The 26,993-nt window shown below is 74.4% G+C and carries 15 protein-coding genes and 1 pseudogene; 13 read left to right on the forward strand and 3 right to left on the reverse strand.

The genetic code is table 11. From position 1 onward, the window contains the following. The 11 genes from GA0070621_RS05790 to GA0070621_RS05840 all read left to right on the forward strand — a co-directional run bounded on the left by GA0070621_RS05790 (position 1) and on the right by GA0070621_RS05840 (position 22,296). Positions 1-14,979, forward strand: coding sequence for a non-ribosomal peptide synthetase (locus GA0070621_RS05790; protein ID WP_091192158.1), 14,979 nt, complete (start codon positions 1-3; stop codon positions 14,977-14,979). Continuing rightward, complete coding sequence (locus tag GA0070621_RS05795; protein WP_091192160.1) at positions 14,976-15,209, forward strand: MbtH family protein; 234 nt, start codon at positions 14,976-14,978, stop codon at positions 15,207-15,209. Before GA0070621_RS05790 ends, GA0070621_RS05795 begins: the two co-directional genes overlap by 4 nt. A gap of 9 nt (positions 15,210-15,218) precedes the next feature. Further along, positions 15,219-15,956, forward strand: a complete 738-nt coding sequence (fabG, locus tag GA0070621_RS05800) for a 3-oxoacyl-[acyl-carrier-protein] reductase (protein ID WP_091192162.1) — start codon at positions 15,219-15,221, stop codon at positions 15,954-15,956. A 75-nt stretch (positions 15,957-16,031) separates the two neighbouring features. Beyond that, the gene (locus GA0070621_RS05805) at positions 16,032-16,448 is read left to right on the forward strand and encodes a 3-hydroxyacyl-ACP dehydratase FabZ family protein (protein WP_091192163.1); all 417 of its coding nucleotides are present in this window, start codon (positions 16,032-16,034) and stop codon (positions 16,446-16,448) included. After that, on the forward strand, positions 16,441-16,923 hold the full coding sequence (locus GA0070621_RS05810) for a 3-hydroxyacyl-ACP dehydratase FabZ family protein (protein WP_091192165.1): 483 nt from the start codon (positions 16,441-16,443) through the stop codon (positions 16,921-16,923). Before GA0070621_RS05805 ends, GA0070621_RS05810 begins: the two co-directional genes overlap by 8 nt. A gap of 35 nt (positions 16,924-16,958) precedes the next feature. Next, positions 16,959-17,216, forward strand: coding sequence for an acyl carrier protein (locus GA0070621_RS05815; protein WP_167666638.1), 258 nt, complete (start codon positions 16,959-16,961; stop codon positions 17,214-17,216). An 83-nt stretch (positions 17,217-17,299) separates the two neighbouring features. Further along, positions 17,300-18,112: an alpha/beta fold hydrolase gene (locus GA0070621_RS05820; RefSeq protein WP_091192168.1), complete on the forward strand. Its 813-nt coding sequence runs from the start codon at positions 17,300-17,302 to the stop codon at positions 18,110-18,112. Between the two features lie 20 nt (positions 18,113-18,132). Then, the gene (locus GA0070621_RS05825) at positions 18,133-18,756 is read left to right on the forward strand and encodes a 2-hydroxychromene-2-carboxylate isomerase (RefSeq protein WP_091192169.1); all 624 of its coding nucleotides are present in this window, start codon (positions 18,133-18,135) and stop codon (positions 18,754-18,756) included. Further along, positions 18,753-19,220: a cobalamin B12-binding domain-containing protein gene (locus tag GA0070621_RS05830; RefSeq protein WP_167666639.1), complete on the forward strand. Its 468-nt coding sequence runs from the start codon at positions 18,753-18,755 to the stop codon at positions 19,218-19,220. The genes GA0070621_RS05825 and GA0070621_RS05830 overlap by 4 nt, the downstream gene beginning before the upstream one ends. A 17-nt stretch (positions 19,221-19,237) precedes the next feature. Next, positions 19,238-20,530 carry a methylaspartate mutase gene (locus GA0070621_RS05835; protein WP_197673946.1) on the forward strand — a complete coding sequence of 431 codons (1,293 nt, stop codon included), beginning with the start codon at positions 19,238-19,240 and terminating at the stop codon, positions 20,528-20,530. 167 nt (positions 20,531-20,697) lie between these two features. Further along, the gene (locus GA0070621_RS05840) at positions 20,698-22,296 is read left to right on the forward strand and encodes an FAD-dependent oxidoreductase (protein WP_091202059.1); all 1,599 of its coding nucleotides are present in this window, start codon (positions 20,698-20,700) and stop codon (positions 22,294-22,296) included. 60 nt (positions 22,297-22,356) lie between these two features. On the opposite strand, the gene GA0070621_RS05845 is transcribed toward GA0070621_RS05840, so the two are convergent. The 3 genes and pseudogenes from GA0070621_RS05845 to GA0070621_RS05855 all read right to left on the reverse strand — a co-directional run. After that, on the reverse strand, positions 22,357-22,788 hold the full coding sequence (locus GA0070621_RS05845; RefSeq protein ID WP_091192173.1) for a VOC family protein: 432 nt from the start codon (positions 22,786-22,788) through the stop codon (positions 22,357-22,359). Positions 22,789-22,812: 24 nt separating this feature from the next. Continuing rightward, complete coding sequence (locus GA0070621_RS05850; RefSeq protein ID WP_167666640.1) at positions 22,813-23,256, reverse strand: helix-turn-helix domain-containing protein; 444 nt, start codon at positions 23,254-23,256, stop codon at positions 22,813-22,815. A 184-nt stretch (positions 23,257-23,440) separates the two neighbouring features. Beyond that, positions 23,441-24,661, reverse strand: a pseudogene (locus tag GA0070621_RS05855) (PucR family transcriptional regulator); the annotation flags it as partial. Between the two features lie 83 nt (positions 24,662-24,744). Between GA0070621_RS05855 and GA0070621_RS05860 the strand changes: the two are divergent. Then, a complete protein-coding gene (locus GA0070621_RS05860; protein WP_091192177.1) occupies positions 24,745-25,827 on the forward strand; it encodes a ferredoxin reductase in 1,083 nt (360 codons plus the stop codon). A 15-nt stretch (positions 25,828-25,842) separates the two neighbouring features. Further along, positions 25,843-26,985 carry a fatty acid desaturase family protein gene (locus tag GA0070621_RS05865; RefSeq protein WP_091192179.1) on the forward strand — a complete coding sequence of 381 codons (1,143 nt, stop codon included), beginning with the start codon at positions 25,843-25,845 and terminating at the stop codon, positions 26,983-26,985. Positions 26,986-26,993 lie beyond the last annotated feature (8 nt).

Here is a 26,993-nt window from a genome sequence, read left to right on the forward strand (position 1 = left end):
ATGGTGAAGCAGTCACGCGTCGAGGACATCCTGCCGCTGTCACCGTTGCAGCAGGGGTTGCTGTTCCACGCGCTGTACGACGGCTCGGCGTCGGACCTCTACACCGTGCAGTTCGCGTTGGACCTGACCGGCCCGGTCGACGGCGACCGGATGCGCCGCGCCCTCGGCGCGATCCTGGCCCGGCACGCCAACCTGCGGGTCGGCATCCGGCAGCGCAAGACCGGGGAGTCGGTCGCGGTGGTGCCCCGCGAGGTCGCCCCGGCGTGGCAGGAGCACGACCTGACCGGCCACGACACGGTGGACCGCGACGACGAGGTGGCCCGGCTGCTCGCCGCCGACCGCACCGCCGGGTTCGACCTGGCCCGCCCGCCGCTGCTGCGCGCCGCGCTGATCCGGACCGGGCCGGAGCGGGCGAAGCTGGTGCTCACCAACCACCACGTGCTGCTCGACGGCTGGTCGATGCCGCTGCTGGCGAAGGAGCTGTTCGCGCACTACGCCGCCGGCGGGCAGGACCGTACGCTGCCACCGGTCACCCCGTACCGCGACTACCTCGGCTGGCTCGACCGGCAGGACCGGGCCGCCGCCGAGCGGGCCTGGCGGGACGCGCTGCGCGGGCTGGCCGGGCCGACCCTGCTCGTACCGGCCGACCCGGCGCGGCCCCCGGCCGCACCCGAACAGCTCACCGTGCCCCTGCCCGCCGACCTCACCGCCGGGCTCACCGCCGCCGCCCGCCGGCTCGGCGTCACCCTCAACACCGTCGTCCAGGGTGCCTGGGCGCTGCTGCTCGGCACGCTCACCGGCGACGACGACCTGGTCTTCGGCGCCACCGTCGCCGGCCGGCCGCCGGAGCTGCCCGGTGTCGAGTCGATGCTCGGGCTGTTCATCAACACCGTGCCGGTGCGGATCCGGCTCGACCCGGCCGAGCCCCTGGCCGCGCTGCTGGCCCGGGTGCAGGACGAGCAGTCGGCGCTGATGGCGCACCAGCACGTCGGCCTCGCCGAGATCCGCCGGCTGGCCGGCACCGGCGACGGCGACCTGTTCGACACGCTGACCGTGTTCGAGAACTACCCCCTCGACCCGGCCGCGCTGGACCTGCCCGGCACCGGGCTGCGGGTTACCGCCGTCGCCGGCCACGACGCCACCCACTACCCGCTGACCCTGGCCGTGCTGCCGGGTGAGCGGCTCACCCTGCGGCTGGACCACCGGCCGGACCTGCTGGACGGAGCGGCCGCCCGGCGTGTCGCCGACCGCCTGGTCCGCCTGCTCACCGCCGTCGTCGACGCGCCGCAGACCCCGGTCGGCACACTCGACGCGCTCGACGACGCCGAGCGCGCGACCGTCCTCGGCACCTGGGCCGCCGGGCCGCCGGCCGTGCCGGCGCGTACCTTCCCCGAGCTGTTCGCCGCCCAGGTCGCGGCCCGACCGCAGGCCCCGGCCCTGATCGGCGAAGACGACACCATGTCGTACGCCGAGGTGGACGAGGCCGCCGACCGGCTGGCCCGGCTGCTCATCGAGCACGGCGTCGGCCCCGAGCGGGTGGTCGCCCTCGCCCTGCCGCGCAGCCCGGAACTGGTCACCGCCGCGCTCGCGGTCAGCAAGGCCGGCGGCGCCTGGCTGCCGGTCGACCCGGACTACCCGGCGGACCGGATCGCGTTCATGCTCACCGACGCCCGGCCGGTGCTGGTGGCCACCCTGACCGGGATCGAGCTGCCCGACGTCGACGTGCCCCGGCTGCCGCTCGACGAGCCGTCCACCGTGGCCGCCTGGTCGGCCCGGCCCGCCGGCCCGGTCACCGACGCCGAACGCGCCGCCCCGTTGCGGCCCGAGCACCCCGCGTACCTCATCTACACCTCCGGTTCGACCGGCCGGCCGAAGGGCGTGCTGGTCACCCACGCCGGGCTGCCCGGCTTCACCGCCGCGATCGTGACCGGCTTCGACGTCGACGCCACCAGCCGGGTGCTCCAGTTCTCCTCGCCCAGCTTCGACGCGTCGGTGCTGGAACTCTGCGCCGCCTTCGGCGCCGGGGCGGCGCTGGTCGTACCGCCGTCCGGGCCGCTGGTGGGCGACGACCTGGCCGCCGTGCTGATCGGCCAGCAGGTGACCCACGCGCTCATCCCGCCGGCCGCGCTCGCCGGCCTGCCCGACGTGGCGCCGCCGGTGCTGCGCACCCTGGTCGTCGGCGGCGACGCCTGCGGCGAGGACCTCGTCGCCCGGTTCGCGCCGGGCCGGCGCATGGTCAACGCGTACGGGCCGACCGAGATCACCGTCGCCGCGACGCTCAGCGCGCCGCTGGTGCCCGGTGCCGGGGCCCCGCCGATCGGCGGCCCGGTCGTGGGTGCCCGGGCGTACGTCCTCGACCGGTTCCTGCGCCCGGTGCCGCCCGGTGTGCCGGGTGAGCTGTACATCGCCGGGACCGGGCTGGCCCGCGGCTACCTGGACCGGCCGGCGCTGACCGCCGAGCGGTTCGTGGCGGACCCGTACGGCGCCGAGCCCGGCGGGCGGATGTACCGCACCGGCGACCTGGTGCGCTGGCGCGCCGACGGGACGCTGGAGTTCGTCGGCCGGGCCGACGCCCAGGTGAAGATCCGTGGCTTCCGGGTCGAGCCGGGCGAGATCGAGTCGGTGCTGTCCCGCCACCCGGCCGTCGCGCAGGTCGCGGTCATCGCGCGGGAGGACCAGCCGGGCGTGAAGCGCCTGGTCGGGTACGTGGTGCCGGTCGCCGGCGCGCTGGTCGACCCGGCCGCGCTGCGGGCGCACGTCGGCGCGAGCCTGCCCGAGTACATGGTGCCGGCGGCCGTCGTCGGCCTGCGGGCGCTGCCGCTGACCCCGAGCGGGAAGCTGGACCGGCGGGCGTTGCCGGCCCCCGGATTCACCGGCGCGGGTGGTGGCCGGGCCCCGGCCAACGAGCGCGAGGCGCTGCTCGCCGGGCTCTTCGCCGAGGTGCTCGGGTTGGACGCGGTGGGCGTCGACGAGAGCTTCTTCGACCTCGGCGGCGACAGCATCGTGTCGATCCAACTGGTCAGCCGGGCCCGCAAGGCGGGGCTGTCGTTCAGCCCCCGGGACGTCTTCGTGCACCGCACCGTGGCCGCCCTCGCCACCGCCGCGGCGGCGGACGACGCCGCGCCGGCACCCGTCGAGGACGGTACGGGTGAGGTGCCGCTGGCCCCGATCGTGCACTGGCTGCGCGAGCGGGGCGGCCCGATCGACGGCTTCCACCAGTCGATGCTGGTCAACAGCCCGGCCGGGCTGCGGTCGGAGCATCTGGTCGCGGCCGTGCAGGCGCTGGTCGACCACCACGACGCGCTGCGGCTGCGGCTGGTCCGCGACGAGCCGGGCGGCTGGCGGCAGGTGATCGGCGCGCGGGGCAGCGTGGCCGCCGCCGAGTTGGTGACCCGGGTCGACGCGGCCGGCCTGGACGCCGACGAGCTGCGGGCGCTGATCGAGGAGCAGGCCAAGGGCGTGCAGGCCCGGCTGGCCCCGGGCGCCGGGCGGGTCCTGCGGGCGATGTGGTTCGACGCCGGCCCCGACCGCCCCGGCCGGCTCCTGCTGGCCCTGCACCACCTGGTCGTCGACGGGGTGTCGTGGCGGATCCTGCTGCCCGACCTGGCCGCCGCCGCGCAGGCGGTCGCCGCTGGGCGTACCCCTGAACTGGAACCCGTGCGGACGTCGCTGCGCCGCTTCGCGGAACAACTGGTCGCCGAGGCCGCGCGTCCGGAGCGGACCGCCGAACTGGACGGTTGGCTGGACCGGCTCGGCGCGGCCGAGACCCCGCTCGCCGGGCGGCCGCTCGACCCGTCCCGGGACACCGTGGACACCGGCCGGCTGCTGACCGTCACCCTGCCCGCGGAGCGCACCGCGCCGCTGCTGACCCGGGTGCCGGCGGCCTTCCACGGCCGGGTCAACGACGTGCTGCTCACCGCGCTCGCCCTCGCGGTCGGCCGGTGGCGGCACCGGCGCGGCGAGCCGGACGCGGCCGGTCTGCTCGTCGACCTGGAGGGGCACGGCCGGGAGGAACTCGCGGCCGGCCTGGACCTGTCCCGCACCGTCGGCTGGTTCACCACCATGTATCCGGTCCGGCTCGACCTCGGCCGGCTCGACCTGGCCGAGGCGTTCGCCGGCGGCGCCGCCGCCGGCCGCGCGGTCAAGCGGGTCAAGGAGCAGCTGCGCGCGGTGCCGGACAACGGCATCGGGTACGGCCTGCTGCGGCACCTCAACGCCGACACCGCCCGCCGGCTGGCCGACCTGCCGGCCGCGCAGATCGGCTTCAACTACCTCGGCCGGTTCGCCACCGCCGACGGCGGGGACACCGACTGGGCGGTCGCCGCCGACACCCAGGCCCTCGGGGGCGGAGCGGACGGCGCGCTGCCGGTGCCGCACGCCGTCGAGGTCAACGCGGTCACCCGGGACCACGCCGACGGCCCCCGGCTGTCGGCGACGTTCTCCTGGCCGCAGAGCCTGCTCGGCGAGGCCGAGGTACGCGAGCTGGCCGACGACTGGTTGGCCGCGCTGGACGCCCTGGTGGAGCACGCCGCCGCCCCCGGCGCCGGTGGGCACACCCCGTCCGACCTGCTGCTGGCCCTGTCGCAGGAGGAGATCGAGGCGATCGAGGCCGCCCAGCCGGCCGCGAGCGACCTGCTGCCGCTCTCCGCCTTGCAGGAGGGGCTGCTGTTCCACGCCCTGTACGACGGCCCGGACCGCGACGTCTACACCGTGCAGCTCTGTTTCGACCTGGCCGGTGAGCTGGACGCGGTGGGCCTGCGCGACGCCGCCGACGCCCTGCTGGCCCGGCACGCCAACCTGCGGGCCGCGTTCCGCCAGCGTTCCTCCGGCGAGTCGGTGCAGGTGGTGGTGGACGGGATCCGTGCCGGCTGGCGGGAACACGACCTGCGGGAGCTGGCCGGCGACGGGCAGGCCGACCGGGTTCGCGAGCTGCTCGCCGCCGACCGGGCCGAGGGCTTCGACCTCAGCCGCCCGCCGCTGCTGCGGTTCACCCTGCTGCGACTGGGCGACACCGCGTACCGGCTGGTGCTCACCAACCACCACATCCTGCTCGACGGCTGGTCGGTGCCGACGCTGATGCGGGAGCTGCTCGCCCTGTACGCCGCGGACGGCGACGACCGGCAGCTGCCCCGGGTGGCGCCCTACCGCGACTACCTGGCCTGGCTCGGCGCCCAGGACCGGGCGACCGCCGAGCGGGCCTGGGCCGACGCCCTCGCCGGCCTGGCCGAGCCGACCCTGCTCGCCCCGGCCGACCCGGGCCGGGCCCCGGAACTGCCCGACCGGATCACCGTCGACCTGCCGGCCGAGCTGACCGCCGCCCTCCAGGCGCAGGCCCGCCGGTACGGCGTCACCCTCAACACCATCCTGCAGGGCGCCTGGGGCGTGCTGCTCGGCGCGCTGACCGGTCGCGGTGACGTCGTCTTCGGCGGTACGGTCTCCGGCCGCCCGCCGGAGCTGGCCGGGGTGGAGACCATGGTCGGGTTGTTCATCAACACCCTGCCGGTACGGCTGCGCCTGGACCCGGCCGAGCCGATCGCCCGACTGCTGCTGCGCCTGCAGGACCAGCAGTCCGCGCTGATGGCCCACCAGCACCTGCCGCTGACCGAGGTACGGCGGCTGGCCGGGCACGGCGACCTCTTCGACACCCTGGTGGTGTTCGAGAACTACCCCCTCGACCCGAAGCTGCTCAGCCTGCCCGGCAGCGGCCTGCGGCTGACCGGGGTGTCCGGGCGGGACGCCACCCACTACCCGCTCACCGTCACCGCGATCCCCGGCGAGCGGCTGCGGCTGCAACTGGACCACCGCGTCGACCTCTTCCCGGCCGAGGCGGCCCGGCGCCTCGCCGACCGGCTGCTGCGGCTGCTCGGCGGCGTCGCCGCCGACCTGGACACCCCGGTCGGGCGGCTGGACGTCCTCGACGAGGCCGAACGTCGGCTGGTGCTGGCCGACTGGAACGCCACCGCCCAGCCCGAGCCGACCCTGGCCGGCGGGGTGGCCGCCCGGTTCGCCGCGCAGGCCGCCCGCACCCCCGACCAGGTCGCCGTACGCGCCGCCGACGGCACGACGCTGACCTACCGGGAACTCGACGCCCGGGCCAACCGGCTGGCCCAGCACCTGGTGGCGCTCGGCGTCGCCGTCGAGGACCGGGTCGCCCTGCTCCAGGAACGCTCGGTCGACCAGGTGGTGTCGGTGCTGGCGATCCTCAAGGCCGGTGCCGCGTACGTGCCGCTGGACCCGCGTTACCCGGCCCACCGGTTGACCCACATCGCCGCCGACACCGCCAGCTCGGTGCTGCTCACCGACCGGGCCATGGCCGGCCTGCGGTTCGACCACGGGATGACGGCGGTGACGGTCGACGGCGACGACGCCGCCGCGATCGCCGCCCGGCCGGACGTCGACCCGGCCCGGCCCGCCCACCCCCGGCAGCTCGCCTACGTCATGTACACCTCCGGGTCGACCGGCACCCCCAAGGGCGTCATGGTCACCCACTACGACGTGCTCAGCCTCGCCGCCGACCGGGCCTGGCGTACCGACCGGCAGCGTCGGGTGCTGCTGCACTCGCCGCTGGCCTTCGACGCCTCCACGTACGAGCTGTGGGTGCCGCTGCTGAACGGCGGCGAACTCGTCGTCGCGCCGGCCGGCGAGCTGAGCATGGACGACCTGCGGGCCGTCCTCACCGGCGGCGGGGTCACCGCGCTCTGGCTGACCGCCGGCCTGTTCCGGCTGCTGGCCGAGGAGACCCCGGAGGCGTTCGCCCGGGTCCGGGAGGTCTGGACCGGCGGCGACGTGGTGCCCGCGCCGATGGTGCGCCGGGTGCTGGCCGCCTGCCCGGACCTCGTGGTCGGCGACGGCTACGGCCCGACCGAGACCACCACGTTCGCCTCGCACCACCTGATGCACGCCGTGGCCGAGGTGCCCGACTCGGTGCCGATCGGCCGGCCGCTGGACAACATGCGGCTGTACGTGCTGGACGACTACCTGCGTCCCACCCCGCCCGGGGTGGCCGGTGAGCTGTACATCGCCGGCGCCGGGCTGTCCCGCGGCTACCTGAACCGGCCCCGGCTGACCGCGGAGCGGTTCGTGGCGGACCCGTTCGGCAGCGCCGGCGCCGCCGGCACCGGGACCACCGGCACCGACGGCGGTCGGATGTACCGCACCGGCGACGTGGTGCGCTGGCGGCCCGACGGCACCCTGGAGTTCGTCGGCCGCGCCGACGAGCAGGTGAAGATCCGCGGGTTCCGCATCGAACTCGGCGAGATCGAGGCGGTGCTGGCCCGCGACCCCGGACTGGGCCAGGTCGCCGTGGTGGTCCGCGAGGACCGGCCCGGCGACAAGCGGCTGGTCGCGTACGTCGTACCGGCCGCCGACGCGGCGGCGCCCGACCCGGCCGCGCTGCGCGGGTACGCCGCCGAGGTGCTGCCGGAGTACATGGTCCCGGCCGCGGTGGTGGTGCTGGACACCCTGCCGCTGACCGGCAACGGCAAGGTCGACCGGCGCGCCCTGCCGGCCCCCGACTACGCGGCCGGCTCCACCCGCCGGGCGCCGCGCACCCCGACCGAGGAGGCGCTCTGCGCGCTCTTCGCCGACGTGCTCGGCCTGCCCGAGGTCGGCATCGAGGACAGCTTCTTCGCCCTCGGCGGCCACTCCCTGCTGGCCACCCGCCTGGTCAGCCGGATCCGCACCGCGTTGAACGTGGAACTGGCCATCCGGGACCTGTTCGAGTCGCCGACCGTGTCGGGGCTCGCCGCCCGGCTCGGCGGTGCCCGGCAGGCCCGGCGGGCGCTGGAGCCGATGCCCCGCCCGGAGCGGATCCCGCTGTCGTACGCGCAGAACCGGCTCTGGTTCATCAACCGGCTCTCCGGCGCCGACTCGCCGTACAAGATCCCGATCCTGCTGCGGCTGACCGGCGAGCTGGATGTGGCCGCGCTGCGGGCCGCGCTGCGCGACGTGATCGGGCGGCACGAGAGCCTGCGTACCGTCTACCCGGACGCCGACGGCGACCCGTACCAGGTGATCCTGACCGCCGAGGCGGCCTGCCCGGAGATCACCGTGGCGGCCGCCGACCCGGCCGAGGTCCGGGAGCTGATGCTCGCCGAGACCCGGCGCGGGTTCGACCTGGCCGTCGACCCGCCGCTGCGGGCCCGGCTGTTCGCTCTCGGCGGCGACGACCAGCCGGCCGGCGAGTACCTCCTGCTGCTGGTGCTGCACCACATCGCCGGTGACGGCTGGTCGATGGCCCCGCTGGGCCGCGACTTCACCGCCGCGTACGCCGCCCGGGTCGCCGGGCGGGCCCCGGAGTTCACCCCGCTGCCCGTCCAGTACGCCGACTACGCCCTGTGGCAACGCGAGGTGCTCGGCGACGAGTCCGACCCGGACAGCGAGATCGCGCAGCAGGTGCGGTTCTGGCGGGACGCGCTGGCCGGCGCGCCGGACGAGCTGACCCTGCCGGCCGACCGGCCCCGCCCGCCGGTCGCCAGCCACCAGGGCGGGATGCTGAACTTCGTCATCGAGCCGGCCCTGCACGAGCGGCTCAACGCGCTGGTGCACGCCACCGGGGCCAGCCTGTTCATGGTGTGCCAGGCGGCCCTGGCCGCCCTGCTCACCCGGCTCGGCGCCGGCACCGACGTGCCGATCGGCAGCCCGATCGCCGGCCGTACCGACGACGCGCTCGACGACCTGGTCGGCATGTTCGTCAACACGCTGGTGCTGCGTACCGACACCGCCGGCAACCCCACCTTCCGGCAGCTGCTGGACCGGGTCCGCGAGGCCGACCTGACCGCGTACTCGCACCAGGACACCCCGTTCGAGCGGCTGGTCGAGGTGCTCAACCCGCCCCGGTCGATGGCCCGCAACCCGCTGTTCCAGGTCATGCTGGTGTTGCAGAACAACGCCACGGTGGATCTGGACCTGCCGGGCCTGCGGGTCGCCGTGGACAACGTCGGGGCGCACGCGGCCCAGTTCGACCTGTCGATCGACCTCACCGAACGTCCGGCGGCCGGCGGCGGAATCGACGGCCGGCTGGACTACAGCCGGGACCTGTTCGACGAGAGCACCGCCGAGCGGATCCTCGCCGGATTCGTCCGGATGCTGGAGGCCGCCGTGGCCACCCCGGACGCCCCGATCGGTGCCGTCGACGTGGTCGGCCCGGCCGAACGGCGGCGGCTGCTGCACGACTGGAACGACACCGGCCGACCGCTGCCGGACGACGACCCGGTCACCCTGATCCGCGCGGTGGCCGCCGGGCGGCCCGACGCGGTCGCGGTGACCGACCCCCGGGAGACGCTCACCTACGCCGGGCTGCTCGCCCGGGCCGACGAGTTGGCCGCCCGGCTGCGGGCCGCCGGGTTCGGGCGCGGTTCGCTGGCCGCGCTGCTGACCGACCGGGGCGCCGACGCGATCACCGGGGTGCTGGCCGCGCTCACCGCCGACGGCGCCTACCTGCCGCTGGACCCGCGCTCGCCGGTGGCCCGCAACGCCGACCTGCTGGTCGACAGCGGCACCCGCTGGCTGCTGGTCGACCGGGCCCACGAGGCGCTGGCCGCCGAGGTGGTCGCCGCCGCCGGGGTGCCGGTCACCGTGCTGCCGCTGGCCCAGGCCGGCCCGCCGGCCGGTTCCGCCCCGCTGGCCGCCGGCCTGGCCGACCTGGCGTACGTCATCTTCACCTCCGGCTCCACCGGCCGGCCCAAGGGCGCGATGGTGCACCGGCGGGGGATGCTCAACCACCTGCTGGCCAAGGTGGAGGACCTGGACCTCACCGACGCCGACGTGGTGGTGCAGAACGCGGCGCTCACCTTCGACGTCTCGGTCTGGCAGATGCTCTCCTCGCTGGTCACCGGCGGCAGCGTCGACGTGGTCGACGACGACACCGCGCTGGACCCGGGTGCCCTGTTCGGCCGGGTGGACCGGCACGGGGTGACCATCCTCGAGGTGGTGCCGTCGCTGCTGCGTACCGCGCTGGACGCCTGGGACGCCGGCGCCCCGCTGCCCGAGCTGGCGACGCTGCGCTGGCTCATGGTCACCGGCGAGGCGCTGCCGCCGCAGCTGTGCCACCGCTGGCTGGCCCGGTTCCCGCAGATCCCGCTGATGAACGCGTACGGTCCGACCGAGTGCTCCGACGACGTCACGCACGCGGTCATCGCCACCCCGGCCGACGCCGACGCGGACCGGGTGCCGATCGGCCGGGCCATCCGCAACACCCAGCTGTACGTCCTCGACGCCAACCTGCAACCGGTGCCGCCCGGGGTGCCGGGGGAGCTGTGTGTCGGCGGGGTCGGGGTCGGCTTCGGCTACCTGGGCGACCCGCGCCGCACCGCCACGGTCTTCGTCGCCGACCCGTTCGCCGACCGGCCCGGCGCGCGCCTCTACCGCACCGGCGACCGGGTCCGGTACCGCCCCGACGGGCAACTGGAGTTCCTCGGCCGCAACGACGACCAGGTCAAGATCCGCGGCCAGCGGATCGAACTGGGCGAGGTCGAGGCGGCGCTGCGCGCGGCGTCCGGGGTGACCGCCGCCGCGGTGGCGGTGAACACCGACCCGGCCGGCACCAACCGGCTCGTCGGGTACGTCGTCGGCGACACCGACCCGGAGGCGGTACGCGACCACGTCGCCGCCCGGCTGCCGGACGCCATGGTGCCGTCGGTGGTGGTCCGGCTGGACGCGCTGCCGCTGAGCGCCAACGGCAAGGTCGACCGCAAGGCGCTGCCCGCGGTGGACTTCGGCTCCGGCGGCGGTCGGGCCGCCCGTACCCCGCAGGAGGAACTGCTCCGCGGCGTCTTCGCCGAGGTGCTCGGCGTCGAGCGGGTCGGCGTGGACGACGACTTCTTCGCCCTCGGCGGCCACTCGCTGCTGGCCACCCGGATCGTCAACCGGATCCGCGCGGTCTTCGGCGTGGAGCTGCCGATCCGGGCGGTCTTCGAGACCCCGACCGTGGCCGGCCTCGCCGCGCGGCTGTTGGCCGGCGGGGAGGCCCGCCCGCCGCTGCGCCCCGGCCCGCGCCCCGAGCTGGTGCCGGTGTCGTACGCCCAGCGTCGACTGTGGTTCCTCAACCGCTTCGACGACTCCGACGTCAGCTACAACGTGCCGCTGGCGCTTCGGCTCACCGGCGAGGTGGACCGGGCCGCGCTGCGCGCCGCGCTGGCCGACGTGACGGCCCGGCACGAGACGCTGCGTACCGTCTTCGTCGAGGTCGACGGCGAGCCGTACCAGCGGGTCCTCGACCCGGCGGCGGCCGCGCCGGCGCTGGCCGAGCACGACGTCACCGAGGCGGAGCTGCCGGCCGCGCTGGCCGCCGTGATCGGGCACCGGTTCGACCTGGCCGGCGAGCCGCCGCTGCGCGCCGACCTGTTCCGCCTCGCCGCCGACGAGCACGTCCTACTGCTGCTCATGCACCACATCGCCAGCGACGGGCAGTCGGCCGGGCCGCTCTCGGCCGACCTGGCCGCCGCGTACACAGCCCGGCGGGCCGGCCGGGCGCCGGACCTGCCCGCGCTGCCGGTCCAGTACGCCGACTTCGCGCTCTGGCAGCGCGCGGTGCTCGGCGACGAGGCCGACCCGGGCAGCCTGGTCAGCCGGCAGACCGGCTACTGGGCGCAGACCCTCGCCGGGCTGCCCGAGCAGCTGGAGCTGCCGGTCGACCGGCCCCGCCCGGCGGTGTCCAGCCGGCGCGGCGGCAGCGTGACCTTCGAGGTGCCGGCCGACCTGCACGCCCGGCTGGCCGGCCTGGCCCGCGAGCGGCAGGCGAGCCTGTTCATGGTGGCCCAGGCCGCCCTGGGCGCCCTGCTCACCCGGCTCGGCGCCGGCGAGGACATCCCGCTGGGCACGCCGATCGCCGGCCGGGTCGACGAGGCCGTCGACGGCCTGATCGGATTCTTCGTCAACACGCTGGTGCTGCGCACCGACACCGCCGGCGACCCGACCTTCGGCGAGCTGCTGGACCGGGTCCGCGCCACCGACCTGGCCGCGTACGCCCACGCGGACGTGCCGTTCGAGCGGCTGGTCGAGGTGCTCAACCCGACCCGGTCGGTGGCCCGGCACCCGCTGTTCCAGGTCGTGCTGGCGGTGCACAACCACGCCCGTCTCGACGTGGAGTTGCCCGGCCTGACCGTGTCCGGGCTGCCGGCGGGCACCGGCGGGGCCAAGTTCGACCTGAACGTCAGCCTCGCCGAGCGGCAGGACGACGCGGGCGCCCCGGCCGGGCTGGCCGGCCGGATCGAGTACAGCGCCGACCTGTTCGACCACCACACCGTCGAACGGATCGCCGACCGGCTGCTCACCGTGCTCGCCGCTCTCGCCGCCGACCCGGACCAGGCGATCGGCGCGGTCGACCTGCTCACCGGGGCGGAACGCGAGCAGGTGCTGGTGACCTGGAACGACACCGCCGCCCCGGTGCCGGCGGCCACCCTGCCGGAGCTGTTCGCCGCGCAGGTCGCCCGTACCCCGGACGCGCCGGCCCTGGTCGACGCGGACACCGAGCTGACCTACGCCGAACTGGACGCGTACACCAACCGGCTGGCCCGGCTGCTCGTCGAGCGCGGCGTCGGCCCGGAGCGGTTCGTCGCGGTGGCGCTGCCCCGCTCGGCCCGGCTGGTCTGCTGGCTGCTGGCGGTGCTCAAGGCCGGCGGCGCGTACGTGCCGGTCGACCCGGGCTACCCGGCCGACCGGATCGCCTTCATGCTCGCCGACACCGCGCCGGCGCTGCTACTCACCGACGCGGCCACCGTCGCCGAGCTGCCGGCGGACGGGGTGCCCCGACTGCTGGTGGACGACTGCGACCCGGACGTCTTCCCCGCCGAGGCGCTCGCCGACGCCGACCGGGTCGCGCCGCGGCTCAACAACCCGGCGTACGTCATCTACACCTCCGGCTCCACCGGCCGGCCGAAGGGCGTGGTGGTCGAGCACCGCTCGCTCACCGACTACCTCACCTTCGCCGGCGGCGACTACCGGGGCGTACGCGGCAGCGCGCTGCTGCACTCGTCGGTGTCGTTCGACCTGAGCGTCACCGGCATGTGGGTGCCGCTGACCGTGGGCGGCACGGTGCACGTGGCCGGCCTGGACGACGACCCGGCCACCCGGGAGCGGCTGCGCCGGCACGCCTGCACCTTCCTGAAGGCCACCCCCAGCCACCTGCCGCTGCTGGCCGCCCTGCCGGACGACTACGCCCCGACCGCCGAACTGCTGCTCGGCGGGGAGCTGCTGCTCGGCGAGGTGGTCGACGAGTGGCGCCGCGAGCATCCGGGCGTGGCGGTCTACAACATGTACGGACCGACCGAGACCACCGTCAACTGCACGGAGTACCGGATCGAGCCGGGTGCCGTGGTCCCGCCCGGTCCGCTGCCGATCGGCGGCCCGCTGGCCAACACCCGGCTGTACGTGCTCGACGCCCGGCTGCGGCCGGTGCCGCCCGGCGTGCCCGGTGAGCTGTACGTCGCCGGTGGCGGCCTGGCCCGCGGCTACCTGTCCCGACCGGGGCAGACCGCCGGGAAGTTCGTCGCCGACCCGTTCGGCGCGTCCGGTACCCGGATGTACCGCACCGGCGACATCGTGCGGTGGACCGACACCGGGGAACTGATGTTCCTGCGTCGGGTCGACGACCAGGTCAAGCTGCGCGGGTTCCGGATCGAGCTGGGCGAGATCGAGGCGGTGCTGGCCGGCCACGAGGACGTGGCCCGCTGCGCGGTGATCGTCCGCGAGGACCGCCCCGGCGACCAGCGGCTGGTCGGGTACGTCGTACCGGCACCCGGCCGGGCCCCGCACCCGGCGCTGCTGCGCGCGGCCGTGGCCGAGGCGATGCCGGAGTACATGGTGCCGGCGGCCGTGGTGGTCCTGGACGAGCTGCCGCTGACCCCGAACGGCAAGCTGAACCGGGGTGCCCTGCCGGTGCCGGACGCCGCCGACACCGGGGCCGGCGCCGAGCGACGCGCCCCGCGCAGCCACCGGGAGCGGGTGCTGTGCGGCCTCTTCGCCGAGGTGCTCGGTGTACCCGAGGTGGGCATCGACGACGGCTTCTTCGACCTGGGCGGCCACTCGCTGCTGGCCACCCGCCTGATCAGCCGGGTACGCGCCACCTTCGCGGTGGACCTGGCGATCCGGACGCTGTTCGAGGCGCCGACGGTGGCCGAGCTGGCCGACCGGCTCGACACCGCCGACGACGGCCGGGGCGCGTTCGACGTGCTGCTGCCGCTGCGCCGGCACGGGGCCCGGCCGCCGCTGTTCTGCGTCCACCCGGCCAGCGGTTTCAGCTGGTCGTACTCGGGTCTGATGGGGCACCTCACCGACCGGCCCATCTACGGCCTCCAGTCGCGGGGCCTGGCCGAACGCGAGGAGCTGCCGGCCGACGTCGGGCGGATCGCCGAGGACTACCTGGCCCGGATCCGCGAGATCCAGCCGACCGGCCCGTACCACCTGCTGGGCTGGTCGTTCGGCGGGCTGATCGCCCACGAGATCGCCGCCCGGCTGCGGGCCGACGGCGAGCGGGTGGCGCTGCTGGCGCTGCTGGACTCGTTCCCGAAGACCGAGGCGGAGCGGGCCGAACCGGCGATCCTGAACCGGACCGAGTTCCTGGCCGGGATGCTGCAACTGGCCGGCTACCCGGCCGACGCCGCCGACGCCCAGCCGGTCGACGAGGAGCGGGTCGCCGAGCTGCTCAGCCGCAACGAGGGGGTGCTCGGCCGGCTGGAGGCCCGGCACGTCACCGCCCTGTACGAGGTGTTCGCCAACAACTCCCGGCTGGCCCGGGAGCACCGGCCGGGGCACGTCGACCTCGACGCGCTGCTCTTCGTCGCCACCCGCGACCGGGCGCCCGGTACGGACCCGGTGGCGGCCTGGCGGCCGCACCTGTCCGGCGCGGTACGGGTGCACGACGTCGACTGCCAGCACAACGACATGACCCAGCCGGAACCGCTGGCCGCCATCGGCCGGGTACTGGCCGAGCGCCTGCGCGCGATCGACACCGATTCCGAGCGAGAGGAAGAACCGCGATGAGCAGCAACCCGTTCGAGAACGAGGAGGGCCGGTACGTGGTGCTGGTCAACGACGAGGGGCAGCACTCGCTGTGGCCGTCGTTCGTGCCGGTGCCCGACGGCTGGCGGACCGCCTTTGGCGAGGACAGCCGGCAGGCCTGCCTCGACCACGTCGAGCGCGAGTGGACCGACATGCGCCCGAAGAGCCTGATCGCCGCGATGGCCGCCGACGGCACCGCCGCGGACCGCTAGGAGGACGGGATGGAGCAGCGCACCGCGCTGGTCACCGGCGGCTCGCGCGGCATCGGCCGCGCGGTGGCGCTGCGGCTGGCCGACGACGGGTACGACGTGGCGTTCTGCTACCGCAGCGGTGGCGAGGCGGCGGCGGAGACGGCCGACGCGATCAAGCAGCGGGGTGTCCGCTGCTTCCACGCCCCCTGCGACGTGGCCGACCCGGAGGCGGTGACGGAGTTCGTCGCCGCCGCCGAGGCGGACCTCGGCCCGGTGGAGGTGCTGGTCAACAGCGCCGGCATCGTCCGGGACAAGCCGCTGGTGCTGATGCCGTTCGCCGACTGGGCGGCGGTGGTGGACACCAACCTCACCGGCACCTACAACTTCTGCCGGTCGGTGGTGTTCGGCTTCATGAAGCGCAAGCGCGGCACGGTGATCAACATGTCCTCGGTCGCCGGGGTGTACGGCAACGCCACCCAGGCCAACTACTCGGCCAGCAAGGGCGGGATCAACGCGATGAGCCGCTCGCTGGCCAAGGAACTCGGCCCGTACGGGATCCGGGTGAACGTGGTGGCGCCCGGGTTCATCGAGACGGACATGACCGCCGCCCTGCCCGAGAAGGCCCGCGCGAAGGCCGTCGGGATGGTCCCGCTGCGCCGGCTCGGCCAGCCGACCGACGTCGCGGAGCTGGTCTCCTTCCTGGCCTCCGACCGGGCCGCGTACATCACCGGGCAGGTGTTGCAGGTCGACGGCGGGATCGTGCTCTGACGACCCGAGCCGACCCTGAGCCGGCCTCGAGCCGACCCCGGTGCAATACCGCCAGCGGACCAGAGGAGGAGGGCCATGAGCCGCAGTTTCGCCGCGCCACTGGACGCGGTCGACGAGGTGGAGCCCGGCACGGACGGGGTCACCGCGACCAAGCGGATCGTGGCCACCGACCCGTACCTGGAGGGGCACTACCCCGGCTTCCCCATCTACCCGGGGGTGTTCACGCTGGAGTCGGTCTTCCAGGCGGCCCGGCGGGCGGTCGAGGCCGAGCGCGGCCCGGACGTCGGGGTGTCGGTGGCCGCCGTGCGGTCGGTGCGGTTCAAGGCGCCGCTGCTCCCCGGTGACGTGCTCACCGTCTCCTGCCGGCTGAGCGACGACCCGGACGACCCGGGGCGGGTCCGGGCGGTCGCCGACTGCCGCCGCCGCGACGGCGCGGCCACCGCGAAGGTCACCCTGGAGCTGCGGGTGGGGGCGGGGTCGGCCGATGCTTGAGTACGCCGACCTCACCGCGATCCTGCCGCACCGGCACCCGATCCTCCAGGTCGACCGGGTGCTCGAGGTGGAGCCCGGCCGCCGCATCGTGGCGATCAAGGCGGTCAGCGGCAGCGAGCCGTGCTTCGCCGGGCTCGCCGACGGCCTGCCGACGGCCGCGTACGCCTATCCGGCGTCGCTGATCGTGGAGTCGCTCGGGCAGGCCGGGGCGGTGCTGTGGATGCTCTCCGCCCGGGCCACCGGCGAGACCACGGAGGGCACCCTCGTGTTCGGCGCGGCCCGGGACTTCGAGTTCCTCGGCGCCGCGTACCCGGGCGACGTCATGCGCCACGAGGTGGTCGTGGAGTCGCTCAAGCCCAACAGCGCGGTCATGCGCGGCGAGACCTGGGTCGGTGAGCGGCGGATCGCCGTCGTCGGCTCGATGCTCGCGGTCGCCCGGCCGGACACCGAACTGGCCGCCGGGCCTACCGGCTGAGCCAGCAACCACACCCAGAGAAGGGAAGCAGCACGATGACCCAGGTCATGAGCAACCGGATGAACGAGTTGCGCGAGGTCGTCGCCGAGGTGCTCGAGGTCGAGCCCGAGGAGATCACCGAGACCAGCCACTTCGTCGACGACCACGACGCGGACTCGCTGCGGGCCATCGAGATCCTGGCCCGGCTGGAGAAGATGTACAAGATCGAGATCCCGCAGACCGAGCTGCCCAAGATGGAGAACCTGCGCGCCGTCCACGACGTCGTCAAGCAGTACGCCGGCTGGCAGGACTGACCCACACATGACCGCCCCGGTCCCGCCGCGGGGAGCCGCCACGAGCTGGCGACCCCGCGGCGGGCGAGGCTCGGAGGTACGCCGTGACCTGGTATCCCGTCGTCGAGGTGGAGCGCGACGGCGAAACCCTCGCCGTGCACCGTGGCCCGGGCAGCGGCCCGCCGCTGGTGCTCGTCCACGGCCTGGAGGACTCCTGGCACACCTGGCAGCCGTTCGTCGACGCGCTGCGCGGTGACGTCCCCTTCACCCCGTACGCCCTCGACCTGCCCTGGCGGGCCGGCGCCGCGTACGCCTGGGTGCACCGCACCGTCCCGGCGGCCCTGCTGCGGCACGCCCTCGCGCTGCTCCCGGAGCCGCCCGCCCTGCTGGTCGGCCACTCGTTCGGGGCGAACGCGCTGCTGGAACTCCTCGCCGAGGCGGACCGCCCGACACCAGAGGCAGCGGTGCTCCTCGCCCCGTACTTCCGACCTCCCGACGACCCGGTCGACTGGCGGCTCTACGACCGGGAACTCGCCCGGTTCCGCGCGGTGATCGGGGAGGGGATCCGGCTCAAGCTGGGCGAGCGGCGGCGCACGCTGGACCCGGAACTGGCCGACACCATGGTCGCCAAGGCCCTCGACCGGGTCGGCCCGCTCGGCTTCGTCGCCCTGCTCCGCCAGTTCATCACCACCACCGACCTGCCGCTCGACACCGTCACGGTGCCGACCCTGGTGATCAGTGGTGCCACCGACGCCGCGCTCGCCGGCGCCCGCACCGACGCGTTCCGCCGGGCGATGCCGGTGGCGACCGTGCACACCAGGTCCGACGGCGGGCACTTCTGCCACCTGGAGCAGGCCGCCGCCGTGACCGCCGAGATCCGGCGCTTTCTCGCGGTGCCCGTACCGACCGTCGCCTGAACCCGAGGAGACCCCCGACAATGCGTAAGCCGCCCCGGCTCTACTTCTCGTTCCGCAGCCCGCGCAGCTGGCTCGCCGTACGCCAGCTCACGGAACGCTGGCCGGAAGCGCCGGACGCCATCACCTTCGTGCCGCACTGGGTACCGGATGACGGGCTGCGCGCCGCGCTGGCCGAGGCGAACTCGGACTTCCTGGACACGCCGATCAGCCGGGCCAAGCACGAGTACCTGCTGGCCGACACCAACCGGCTGGTGGAGCGGTTCGGCTACCGGATGGTGTGGCCGGCGGACATGGACGTCGACTGGGCGGTGCCGCACCTGGCCTGGCTGTACGCCCAGCAGCAGGGGCGCGGCTGGCCGTTCTACCAGGCGGCGGTGCGCGCCCGCTGGGAACGTGGCGAGAACATCAGCGACCCGGTGGTGCTGGCCGGCATCGCGGCCGAGGCGGGGATCGACCCGGACGCGGCGAACGCCGCCGTGGCCGACCCGGTCCTGCGCGAGGCGGCCGTGCGGGCCCTCGCCAGCGCGTACGACGACGACATCTTCGCCGTGCCGTACTTCATGGCCGGCCGGCACCGGTTCTGGGGCCTGGAGCGCCTCGACGGGTTCCTCGACGCCCTGGCCACCGCCGGGGTACGCCGGTGACCGTGCCGGCACCGGCCCGCCCGGCCCCGGCCGGCGGTGGCCGTACCGTGCTGCTCGGCACGGTCTCCTCCGACGCGCACACCTGGAATCTGGTGTACCTGCAACTGCTGCTGGAGGAGGCCGGGCACCGGGTGATCAACCTCGGCGCCTGCGTGCCGGAGGAGCTGTTCGCCGCCGAGTGCCACCGACACGACCCGGACCTGGTGGTGGTCTCCAGCGTCAACGGGCACGGCTGCACCGACGGCAAGCGGCTGGCCGCCGTGCTGCGTGCCGACCCGGCGCTGGCCGACGTGCCGATCGTCATCGGCGGCAAGCTCGGCGTCGCCGGCCGGTTGACCGGTACGCAGGTCGACGAGCTGTTCGCGGCCGGCTACACCGCCGTCTTCGACGACGGCGCCGACCGGGACCGGTTCCTGGAGTACCTCGGCCGCCTCGAACTTCCCGTGGCCGGACGGGCGGCGTGAGCGCCGGGGGAGCCGGCGTGCCGCGCGGACCGTTCGCCGCGGCCGTCGCCGCCGCCCGGGCCCGGGGCGAGCTGGTCGTGCAGCCCCGGATGGGCTTCGGCGACCCGGCCGCGATGCGGGCCGGGCTGACCGCGGTGGCCCGGGCCCGGGCGACGACCGCGGGCACCGTCACGCTGGACAGCTACACCCGGGTCGGGGACCAGGCGGCGGCGGTACGCGCGCTGGCCGACGGGTCACCCCTGAACGGCTATCCGATCGTCGCGCATCCGGTGGAGGTGACCCGCTGGGTGCTCGCCGCCGCGCAGCGGTACGGCATGCCGGTGCAGGTACGACACGGTTCGGCGCTGCCCGAGGAGATCTTCGCCGCGCTGCTGCGTACCGGGGTGGACGCCACCGAGGGCGGCCCCGTGTCGTACTGCCTGCCGTACAGCCGGGTGCCGCTGCGCGACGCGGTCGACAGTTGGGCGCGCTGCTGCGCCGCCTACACCCGGCTGCGCGACGTCGGCGTCGAGCCGCATCTGGAGAGCTTCGGCGGCTGCCTGCTCGGGCAGCTCTGCCCGCCCAGCCTGCTGGTCGCGGTGACCGTGCTGGAGGGGATGTTCTTCCGGCAGCACGGGCTGCGCAGCGTGTCGTTGAGCTACGCCCAGCAGACCTGCCCGGAGCAGGACGAGGAGGCGCTGGCCGCGCTGCGCCGGCTGGTCGACGAGCTGCTGCCCGAGCTGGACAGCCACATCGTGCTCTACACCTACATGGGGGTGTATCCGCGTACCAGCGAGGGGGCGCTCGGGCTGCTCGGCGCCGCCGCCCGGCTCGCCGTACGCGGGGGAGCGGCCCGGCTGATCGTGAAGACCCCGGCCGAGGCGCACCGCATCCCGACGATCGAGGAGAACGTGGCGGCGCTGGAGCACGCGGCCCGGGTCGCCGCCGCCGAGCCGCCGGCCACGACCGGCGTCGAGGACACCGGGATCTACGCCGAGGCGCGGGCGCTGATCGAGGCGGTGCTGGACCTCGGTTCGGACGTCGGGGTGGGCCTGGTGCGGGCCTTCGAACGCGGCCACCTCGACATTCCGTACTGCCTGCATCCGGACAACGCGGGCCAGGCGCGCGGCTACATCACCGCCCGGGGGCGGCTGGCGTGGGCGCGGGCCGGCCGGATGCCGGTCCGGGTCGACCGGGCGGCCGGGGGACGGCCGGCGGAGATGACCAGCGACGGCCTGCTCACCGCGCTGTCGTACGTGGCCACCCGGTACGACCAGGCGGCACCGCCGGCCGTCGGGCCCGCGGAGTCCGTCCCGGCGCTGCCCCGCTGAGCCGCCCGCTCGCCGATCTGGATCCTCGACGGGTTGAACCGCAGGTCAGGGCGTCGTCACAACAGGTGAAACGCGCCAGATCGCTACGAAGGTGACGACTCCGGGTCGGAGGATCAGCGGGGGAGATGATCGCCTTCTCCGGGGCGTCTCTGGTGGGAGGCACTGCGATGATCAACAGGCGTGGCGTACTGCGGGCCGGCACCGTGGGGGCCCTGGGTACCGGGATGGTGGGCCTGCTGTCACCGCCCGCCGCCGCCGCGCCGCCGGCCGAGGCGGTGGAGCGGGTCAGCCGGCGGGACTGGGCGCGGCTGGCTGACGCACTGTCGCCGCGTTCCACCCTCTACCTGCCGGTGGACTCCGGCTACCCGCCGCTGGCGCTTCCGTTCAACCATCGGTACGCCGGGATCCGTCCTGCCGGAATCGTGGCCTGCGCCACCACCGGGGACGCCCGGGAGGCGATCCGCTGGGCCCGCTCGGTGGGGTTGCCCGCCGTACCCCGCTCCGGGCTGGGCCACAACTACGCCGGCTACTCCGCCACCACCGGCCTGCTGCTCAACATGGCTCGGATGAAGAGGATCGTCTCCGCCCCGCTGCCGGGCGCCCGCTCCCGGACCCGGAGCTACGGACCGATCAAGGTCACCCATGGCGCGGGTACCGTCACCGTGGGAGCCGGGGTCACCAACGCCGACCTGCACCCGTTGCTGGAGGACCTGGGCAGGTTCGTGCCGACCGGCCGCTGCCCCACGGTCGGGGTGGCCGGGCTGGTGCTCGGCGGTGGCATCGGCTTCAGCGACAAGATGTTCGGCCTGACCTGCGACCGGCTGGTCTCGACGACCGTGGTGCTCGCCGACGGCCGCGTGGTGGAGGCCAGTCAGGACGCGCATCCCGACCTGTTCTGGGGCTGCCGTGGCGGCGCGGGGAACAACTTCGGTGTCCACACCTCCTTCACGTTCCAGTACGAGCAGTTCCAGGGCAACGTCGGCTTCTACCAGTTGCGCTGGAGTCTGGACTCCGTCCTGCCGGTGCTCGCCACCGCGCAGCGGATCGCCGTGAACACCCTGCACGACAAGCGGTTCCACCTCCGCGTCGGTATCGGAACCCACGGGACCACCCGGGACCAGATCCACGCCAACGCCAACGTCAACGCCATCGGCCAGTACTACGGCCCCCTCGACGGGCTGCTCGCCATCCTGGCTCCGCTGCTCGCCATCGGCACGGCCGAGGAGCGCGCCGGCAACAGCGCGTCCGTCCGTGAGGTCACTCCGGGGCAGGCGAGCGTGCTGTTGAGCGCCACCACCCCGGTGGAGAAGTTCGCCGCCAAGTCGGCGGTTCTGCACTCCCGGACGCTCCTGACCGACGAGCAGGTCGGTGCCGCCGCCGAGCGGCTGCTGGACTGGCCGGGCAGCGACAACCCGGACGGGGCCGGGTTCGCGATGTTCGCCCTCGGCGGCGAGATCAACCAGGTGCCGTCGGGCGCGACGGCGTTCGTGCACCGGAACGGTGTGTTCATCCTCGCTGCCGAGACCTCCTGGGCGGACTATGACCCGCCCTGCGTCGCCACGGCGAACCTGCACTGGCTCCGCGAGTTCTACCACGACATCTACGGCGACACGCCTCCCCGGGACTCGTACCAGAATTTCCCGGATCCGACGTTGAAGGACTGGCGGCGGGCCTACTACGGCGCGAACTACGACCGGCTGGTCCGGGTGAAGCGGAAGTACGACCCGACCGACTTCTTCAGCTATCCCCAGGGGATCGGCTCCTGACCTCACCGCGAGCCCGCCCCGGACCGAACGGCGGCGCGGTGCGTCGCCGGCCGGTCGGGGTCAACCCATGGCGGCGGGGTCGAACCCGCGACGCTCGACCAGGACCAGCCAGTTGCCCGAGTTGTCGCGGGCGACCGCCTCCACCCCGTACGGCCGCTCGGCCGGCTCCTGGATGAACTCGACGCCCTTGGCGCGCAGTTCCTCGTAGGTCTTGCGGCAGTCGTCCACGTCCAGCCCGAGGCCGAACAGGCTGCCCTCGTCCTGGGCGCGCCGCAGGGTGGCCGCCACCTCCGGCGAGTACGGCGGGCCGGGCAGGGTCAGTTGCACCTGCAGTTCCGGCTGGGTCGGGTGGGTGATCGTGCACCAGCGGTAGGCGCCGCCGCCGACGGTGATGTCGGTCTGCTCGACGAACCCGAGCACGTCGAGGTAGAACGCCTTGGCCGCGTCGATGTCCTTGACCAGCAGGCTGATGATCGAGATGTTGGTAATCATGCGACCAGGCTAGGAAATGGCTGGTCAGGCCGCCTTCTCTTCGCTTGCGGAGCGGCGTCGCTCGGTGAGCCCCCACATCAGCAGGAAGCATCCCGGGATCCGCGGCGCCCCGGTCGCGGACCAGCGGCGCTGGAACTCGCTCGGTGTCTCCCCGACCAGATCACGGAACCGGCTGCTGAACGAACCGAGGCTGGCGTATCCGACGGCGTGGCAGATCTCGGTGACGGTGAGGTTGGTGGCGCGCAGCAGGTCCTGCGCCCGCTCGATCCGCCGGCGGGACAGGTACGCGGCGGGGGACAGACCGTACGTGACGGTGAAGAGCCGCTGGAAGTGGTACTTGCTGACCCCGGCCACCGTGGCGACGGCGGCCAGGTCCAGCGGCTCGGCGTAGTGCCGGTCCATGTGGTCCCGGGCCCGGCGCAGGTGGACCAGCAGGTCGGCCGGGGCGCGGCGCGGCGGGATGCTCATCGGGACCGAGGGTAGGCGGTCGGCGGCGTCCCGCGTTCCTCCGGGCGGCCGTGCCGGTTCATGTCGGCGACGGCCAGCCCGGTCACGGTCGCGCCTCCGGGTGGCTCGTCCCCCGTTGGCCCGGCCGGGGGCGGACGGTGGGGGAGAGCGCCGGCGGGACGGTGACCTGCGGGTCCGCCGTGGCGGCCTCCGGCGGGGCGGGCGGTACGGCCAGGGCGAGGATGAGGTCGAGGACGGTGGCCGGGTCGTGCAGCCGGTCGCCGTACAGCTCGCGCAGCTTGCCCATCCGGTAGCGGACGGTCTGCGGGTGCACGAACAGGTCGGCCGCCACGTCGTCGCGGCGGCCCTGGTGCAGCAGCCAGGACCGCAGCGTCTCGGCGAGCCGGTGCGCGGTGGCCGGGGGCAGCGACGCCAGCGGGCGCAGCGCCTGGGCGCGCAGGTCGGCCAGCCCCTCCGGGTCCATGCTGAGCAGCAGCTCGGCGAGGTGCTGCTCGGTGTCGACCGGGCCGGCGTCCGGCTCGCCGAGGCCGAGCGCCAGCGCCCGGGTGGCCCGCTGGTAGGAGGCGGCGACCCGGTGCCACGGCCGGGCCGGGCCGAGCACCGCCCGGTGCCCGGGCAGCAGCCGGGTGAGCTGCCGGCGCCGGCCGCCGTGCACGTCCGGCACCAGCAGGACGGCCAGTTCCTCGACCGGGTCCATCCCGGGCAGGTCCTCGCCGCTCTCCAGGGTGTGCGAGCTGAGCAGGGCGAGCACCGCGCGCAGGTTCCGGCGGGGCAGCAGTACGACGGTGAGCGTCTGCGGCAGCGGCCAGTCGGCCCGCTCGGCGCTGCGCCGCAGGATCTCCTCCGGCTCGCCGGCGAGCAGTTGCTGGGCGAGGCGCTCCAGGTTGCGACGTCGGGCCCGGCCCGCGCTGGCCAGTTCGTCCGCGTGCCCGGCGACGCTGGCCGCCGACAGCTCGTCGATGTACGCGAACATCAGCTCGGCGAACTCGGCCACCGTCCCGGCGGCCAGCCCGCTGCGTACGCTGGTGGTGGAGACCTCCCGCCAGGCCACCCGCGCACCCACCCGGTACGCGGCCAGCAGCGCGTCCATGCTCCGCCCGGAGCGGGCCTCCCCGCTGCCCAGGGCGTACGCGGCCTCCAGTGCGGGGGTCAGCGGGGTGCTCGGGTCGGTCGACTGCGCCCCCTCGATGAGCTGCAGGAACGTGCCGAGGGCGATGCGGACGGCCTTCTCGATCTTCTCCCGCATGGCGCCCTTCAGCGCGCCGGAGTAGGCGGGCACCTCGCCCGTGATCGCGCTGACCGTCCGCTCGGCCACCACGGGGAGGCGGTCACGGAGCCGGGCTGCGACCCGTTCGTCCAGTTCGAGGTGGCCAGCGTGACGCGTCGTCCCGGACTCGTCCAGCATCTTGTTCTCTCCGCACAAAAACCTGTGGTTGATTCACCTTTGTCGGACAAGATGTTATGCGATCACGTAGCCACCCTGGTCACATGACCACAACCGCCCGCCCGAGGGTCTCCTTCCGGCACCGGCTGCTGCGACTGGCCGAGACGGTCACCACCCCGCTGCTGCCGGAGGACTACCTCGACATGGTCGCGCCGCTGCGGGCCGGTGCCGCCCTGCGCGGCCGGATCGTCGCGGTACGCGCGGAGACCCCGGACGCCGCGACCGTGGTCATCGAGCCCGGCCGGGGCTGGCGTGGTCACCGTCCCGGGCAGTACGTGCGCCTCGGCGTGGACGTCGACGGGGTACGCCAGTGGCGGGCCTACTCGCTCACCTCCGTGCCCGGCGGCGCGGAGCGTCGGATCGCCGTCACGGTGAAGGCGATCCCGGACGGCAAGGTCAGCAACCACCTCGTCCGCCGGGTCCGGCCCGGCACGATCGTCCAGCTCGACCAGGCGCAGGGCGACTTCGTGCTGCCCGAGGCGACCCCCGAGCGGATCCTCTTCCTCACCGCCGGCAGCGGCATCACCCCGGTCATGGCGATGCTCCGCGCCGGCCTGCCGGCCCGGGCCGACGTCGTGCTGGTGCACTCGGCACCCACCCGGGACGACGTCATCTTCGGCACGGAGCTGCGGGCGCTCGCCGCACGCGGTGCGCTGCGGCTGGTCGAGCGGCACACCGAGACCGACGGGCTGCTCGGCGTCCACGAACTGGACGACCTCGTGCCCGACCACACGGGGCGCCGGACCTGGGCGTGCGGGCCGGTCGGCCTGCTGGACGCGGTAGAGGCGCACTGGGCGGCCCGGGGCGTGGCCGACCGGCTGCACACCGAACGGTTCCGGCCCACGGTGATCTCCCCGGGGGACGGCGGCACGGTGACCTTCACCCACGCCGGCGTGACCGCCACGGCCGACGGGGCCACCTCGCTCCTGGACGTCGGCGAGAACGCGGGGGTGCTCATGCCGTCGGGGTGCCGGATGGGGATCTGCTTCGGCTGCGTGCTGCCGCTGCGCCAGGGCGCGGTCCGCGACCTGCGCAACGGCGACCTCACCACCGCCGTCCCCGGGGACGGCGTGCTCATCCAGACCTGCGTGTCGGCGGCCGCCGGTACCTGCGACATCGAACTCTGACAGGAGGCCACCGGCATGACCGCGATCCAGAATAAGGCCGTCAACCCGATCGCCCACCTGACCGCCGAGGACATCGAGATCATCGGCAAGGAGCTGGACGCGATCCGGGACCGGGTGATCGCCGACCGGGGCGAGCGGGACGCCCGCTACATCCGCAGGGTCATCAAGACCCAGCGGACGCTGGAGATCAGCAGCCGGGCGGTGCTGCTCTTCTCACTGTTCCCGCCGGCCTGGATCCTCGGCACTGCCGGCCTCGCGGTGGCCAAGATCCTGGACAACATGGAGATCGGCCACAACGTTCTGCACGGGCAGTGGGACTGGATGCGCGATCCGAAGATCCACTCGACCACCTGGGACTGGGACCACGTCTCCCCGGCCGACCAGTGGAAGCGCTCGCACAACGAGCTGCACCACCGGTACACCAACGTGCTGGGCAAGGACAACGACCTCGGCTACGGCATCATGCGGGTCGACGAGGACCAGCCGTGGAGCCGGGGCCACCTGGGCCAGCCGTTCTACAACCTCCTCAACGCCTGCTTCTTCGAGTACGGCATCGCCGCGTACGACCTGGAGCTGGGCGAGAACCTGCGCAACGGCGGGCACAAGACCCCCGAGTTCCGGGCCCGGGCCCGGGCGGTTGGCCGCAAGATCCGCCGCCAGGTGCTCAAGGACTACGTGGTGCACCCGCTGCTGTCCGGCCCGTCGTTCCTGACCACGCTGGCCGCCACCTTCACCGCGAACCTGATCCGCAACGTGTGGAGCCACTCGGTGATCATGTGCGGGCACTTCCCCAGTGGGGTGGAGACCTTCGAGAAGACCTCCATCGAGGGCGAGACCAAGGGCGAGTGGTACCTGCGGCAGATGCTCGGCTCGGCCAACATCAGCGGCAGCCGGCTCCTGCACATCATGGCCGGCAACCTGTCGCACCAGATCGAGCACCACCTCTTCCCCGACCTGCCGAGCAACCGCTACGGGGAGATCGCCCCGCAGGTCCGGGCGCTCTTCGACCGGTACGGGCTGCGGTACACCACCGGCTCGCTGCCCAAGCAGGTCGCCTCCGCCTGGTGGAAGGTGATCCGGCTGGCGCTGCCGAACCGGCGCGGCAAGGCACCGGAGCGGCTGACCCCGGCGCCCCTGGTCGGCTCCGCCGGCGCCTGACCGCGCCG

It is taken from the genome of Micromonospora narathiwatensis (assembly GCF_900089605.1).
GTDB classification, from domain to species: Bacteria; Actinomycetota; Actinomycetes; order Mycobacteriales; family Micromonosporaceae; genus Micromonospora; species Micromonospora narathiwatensis.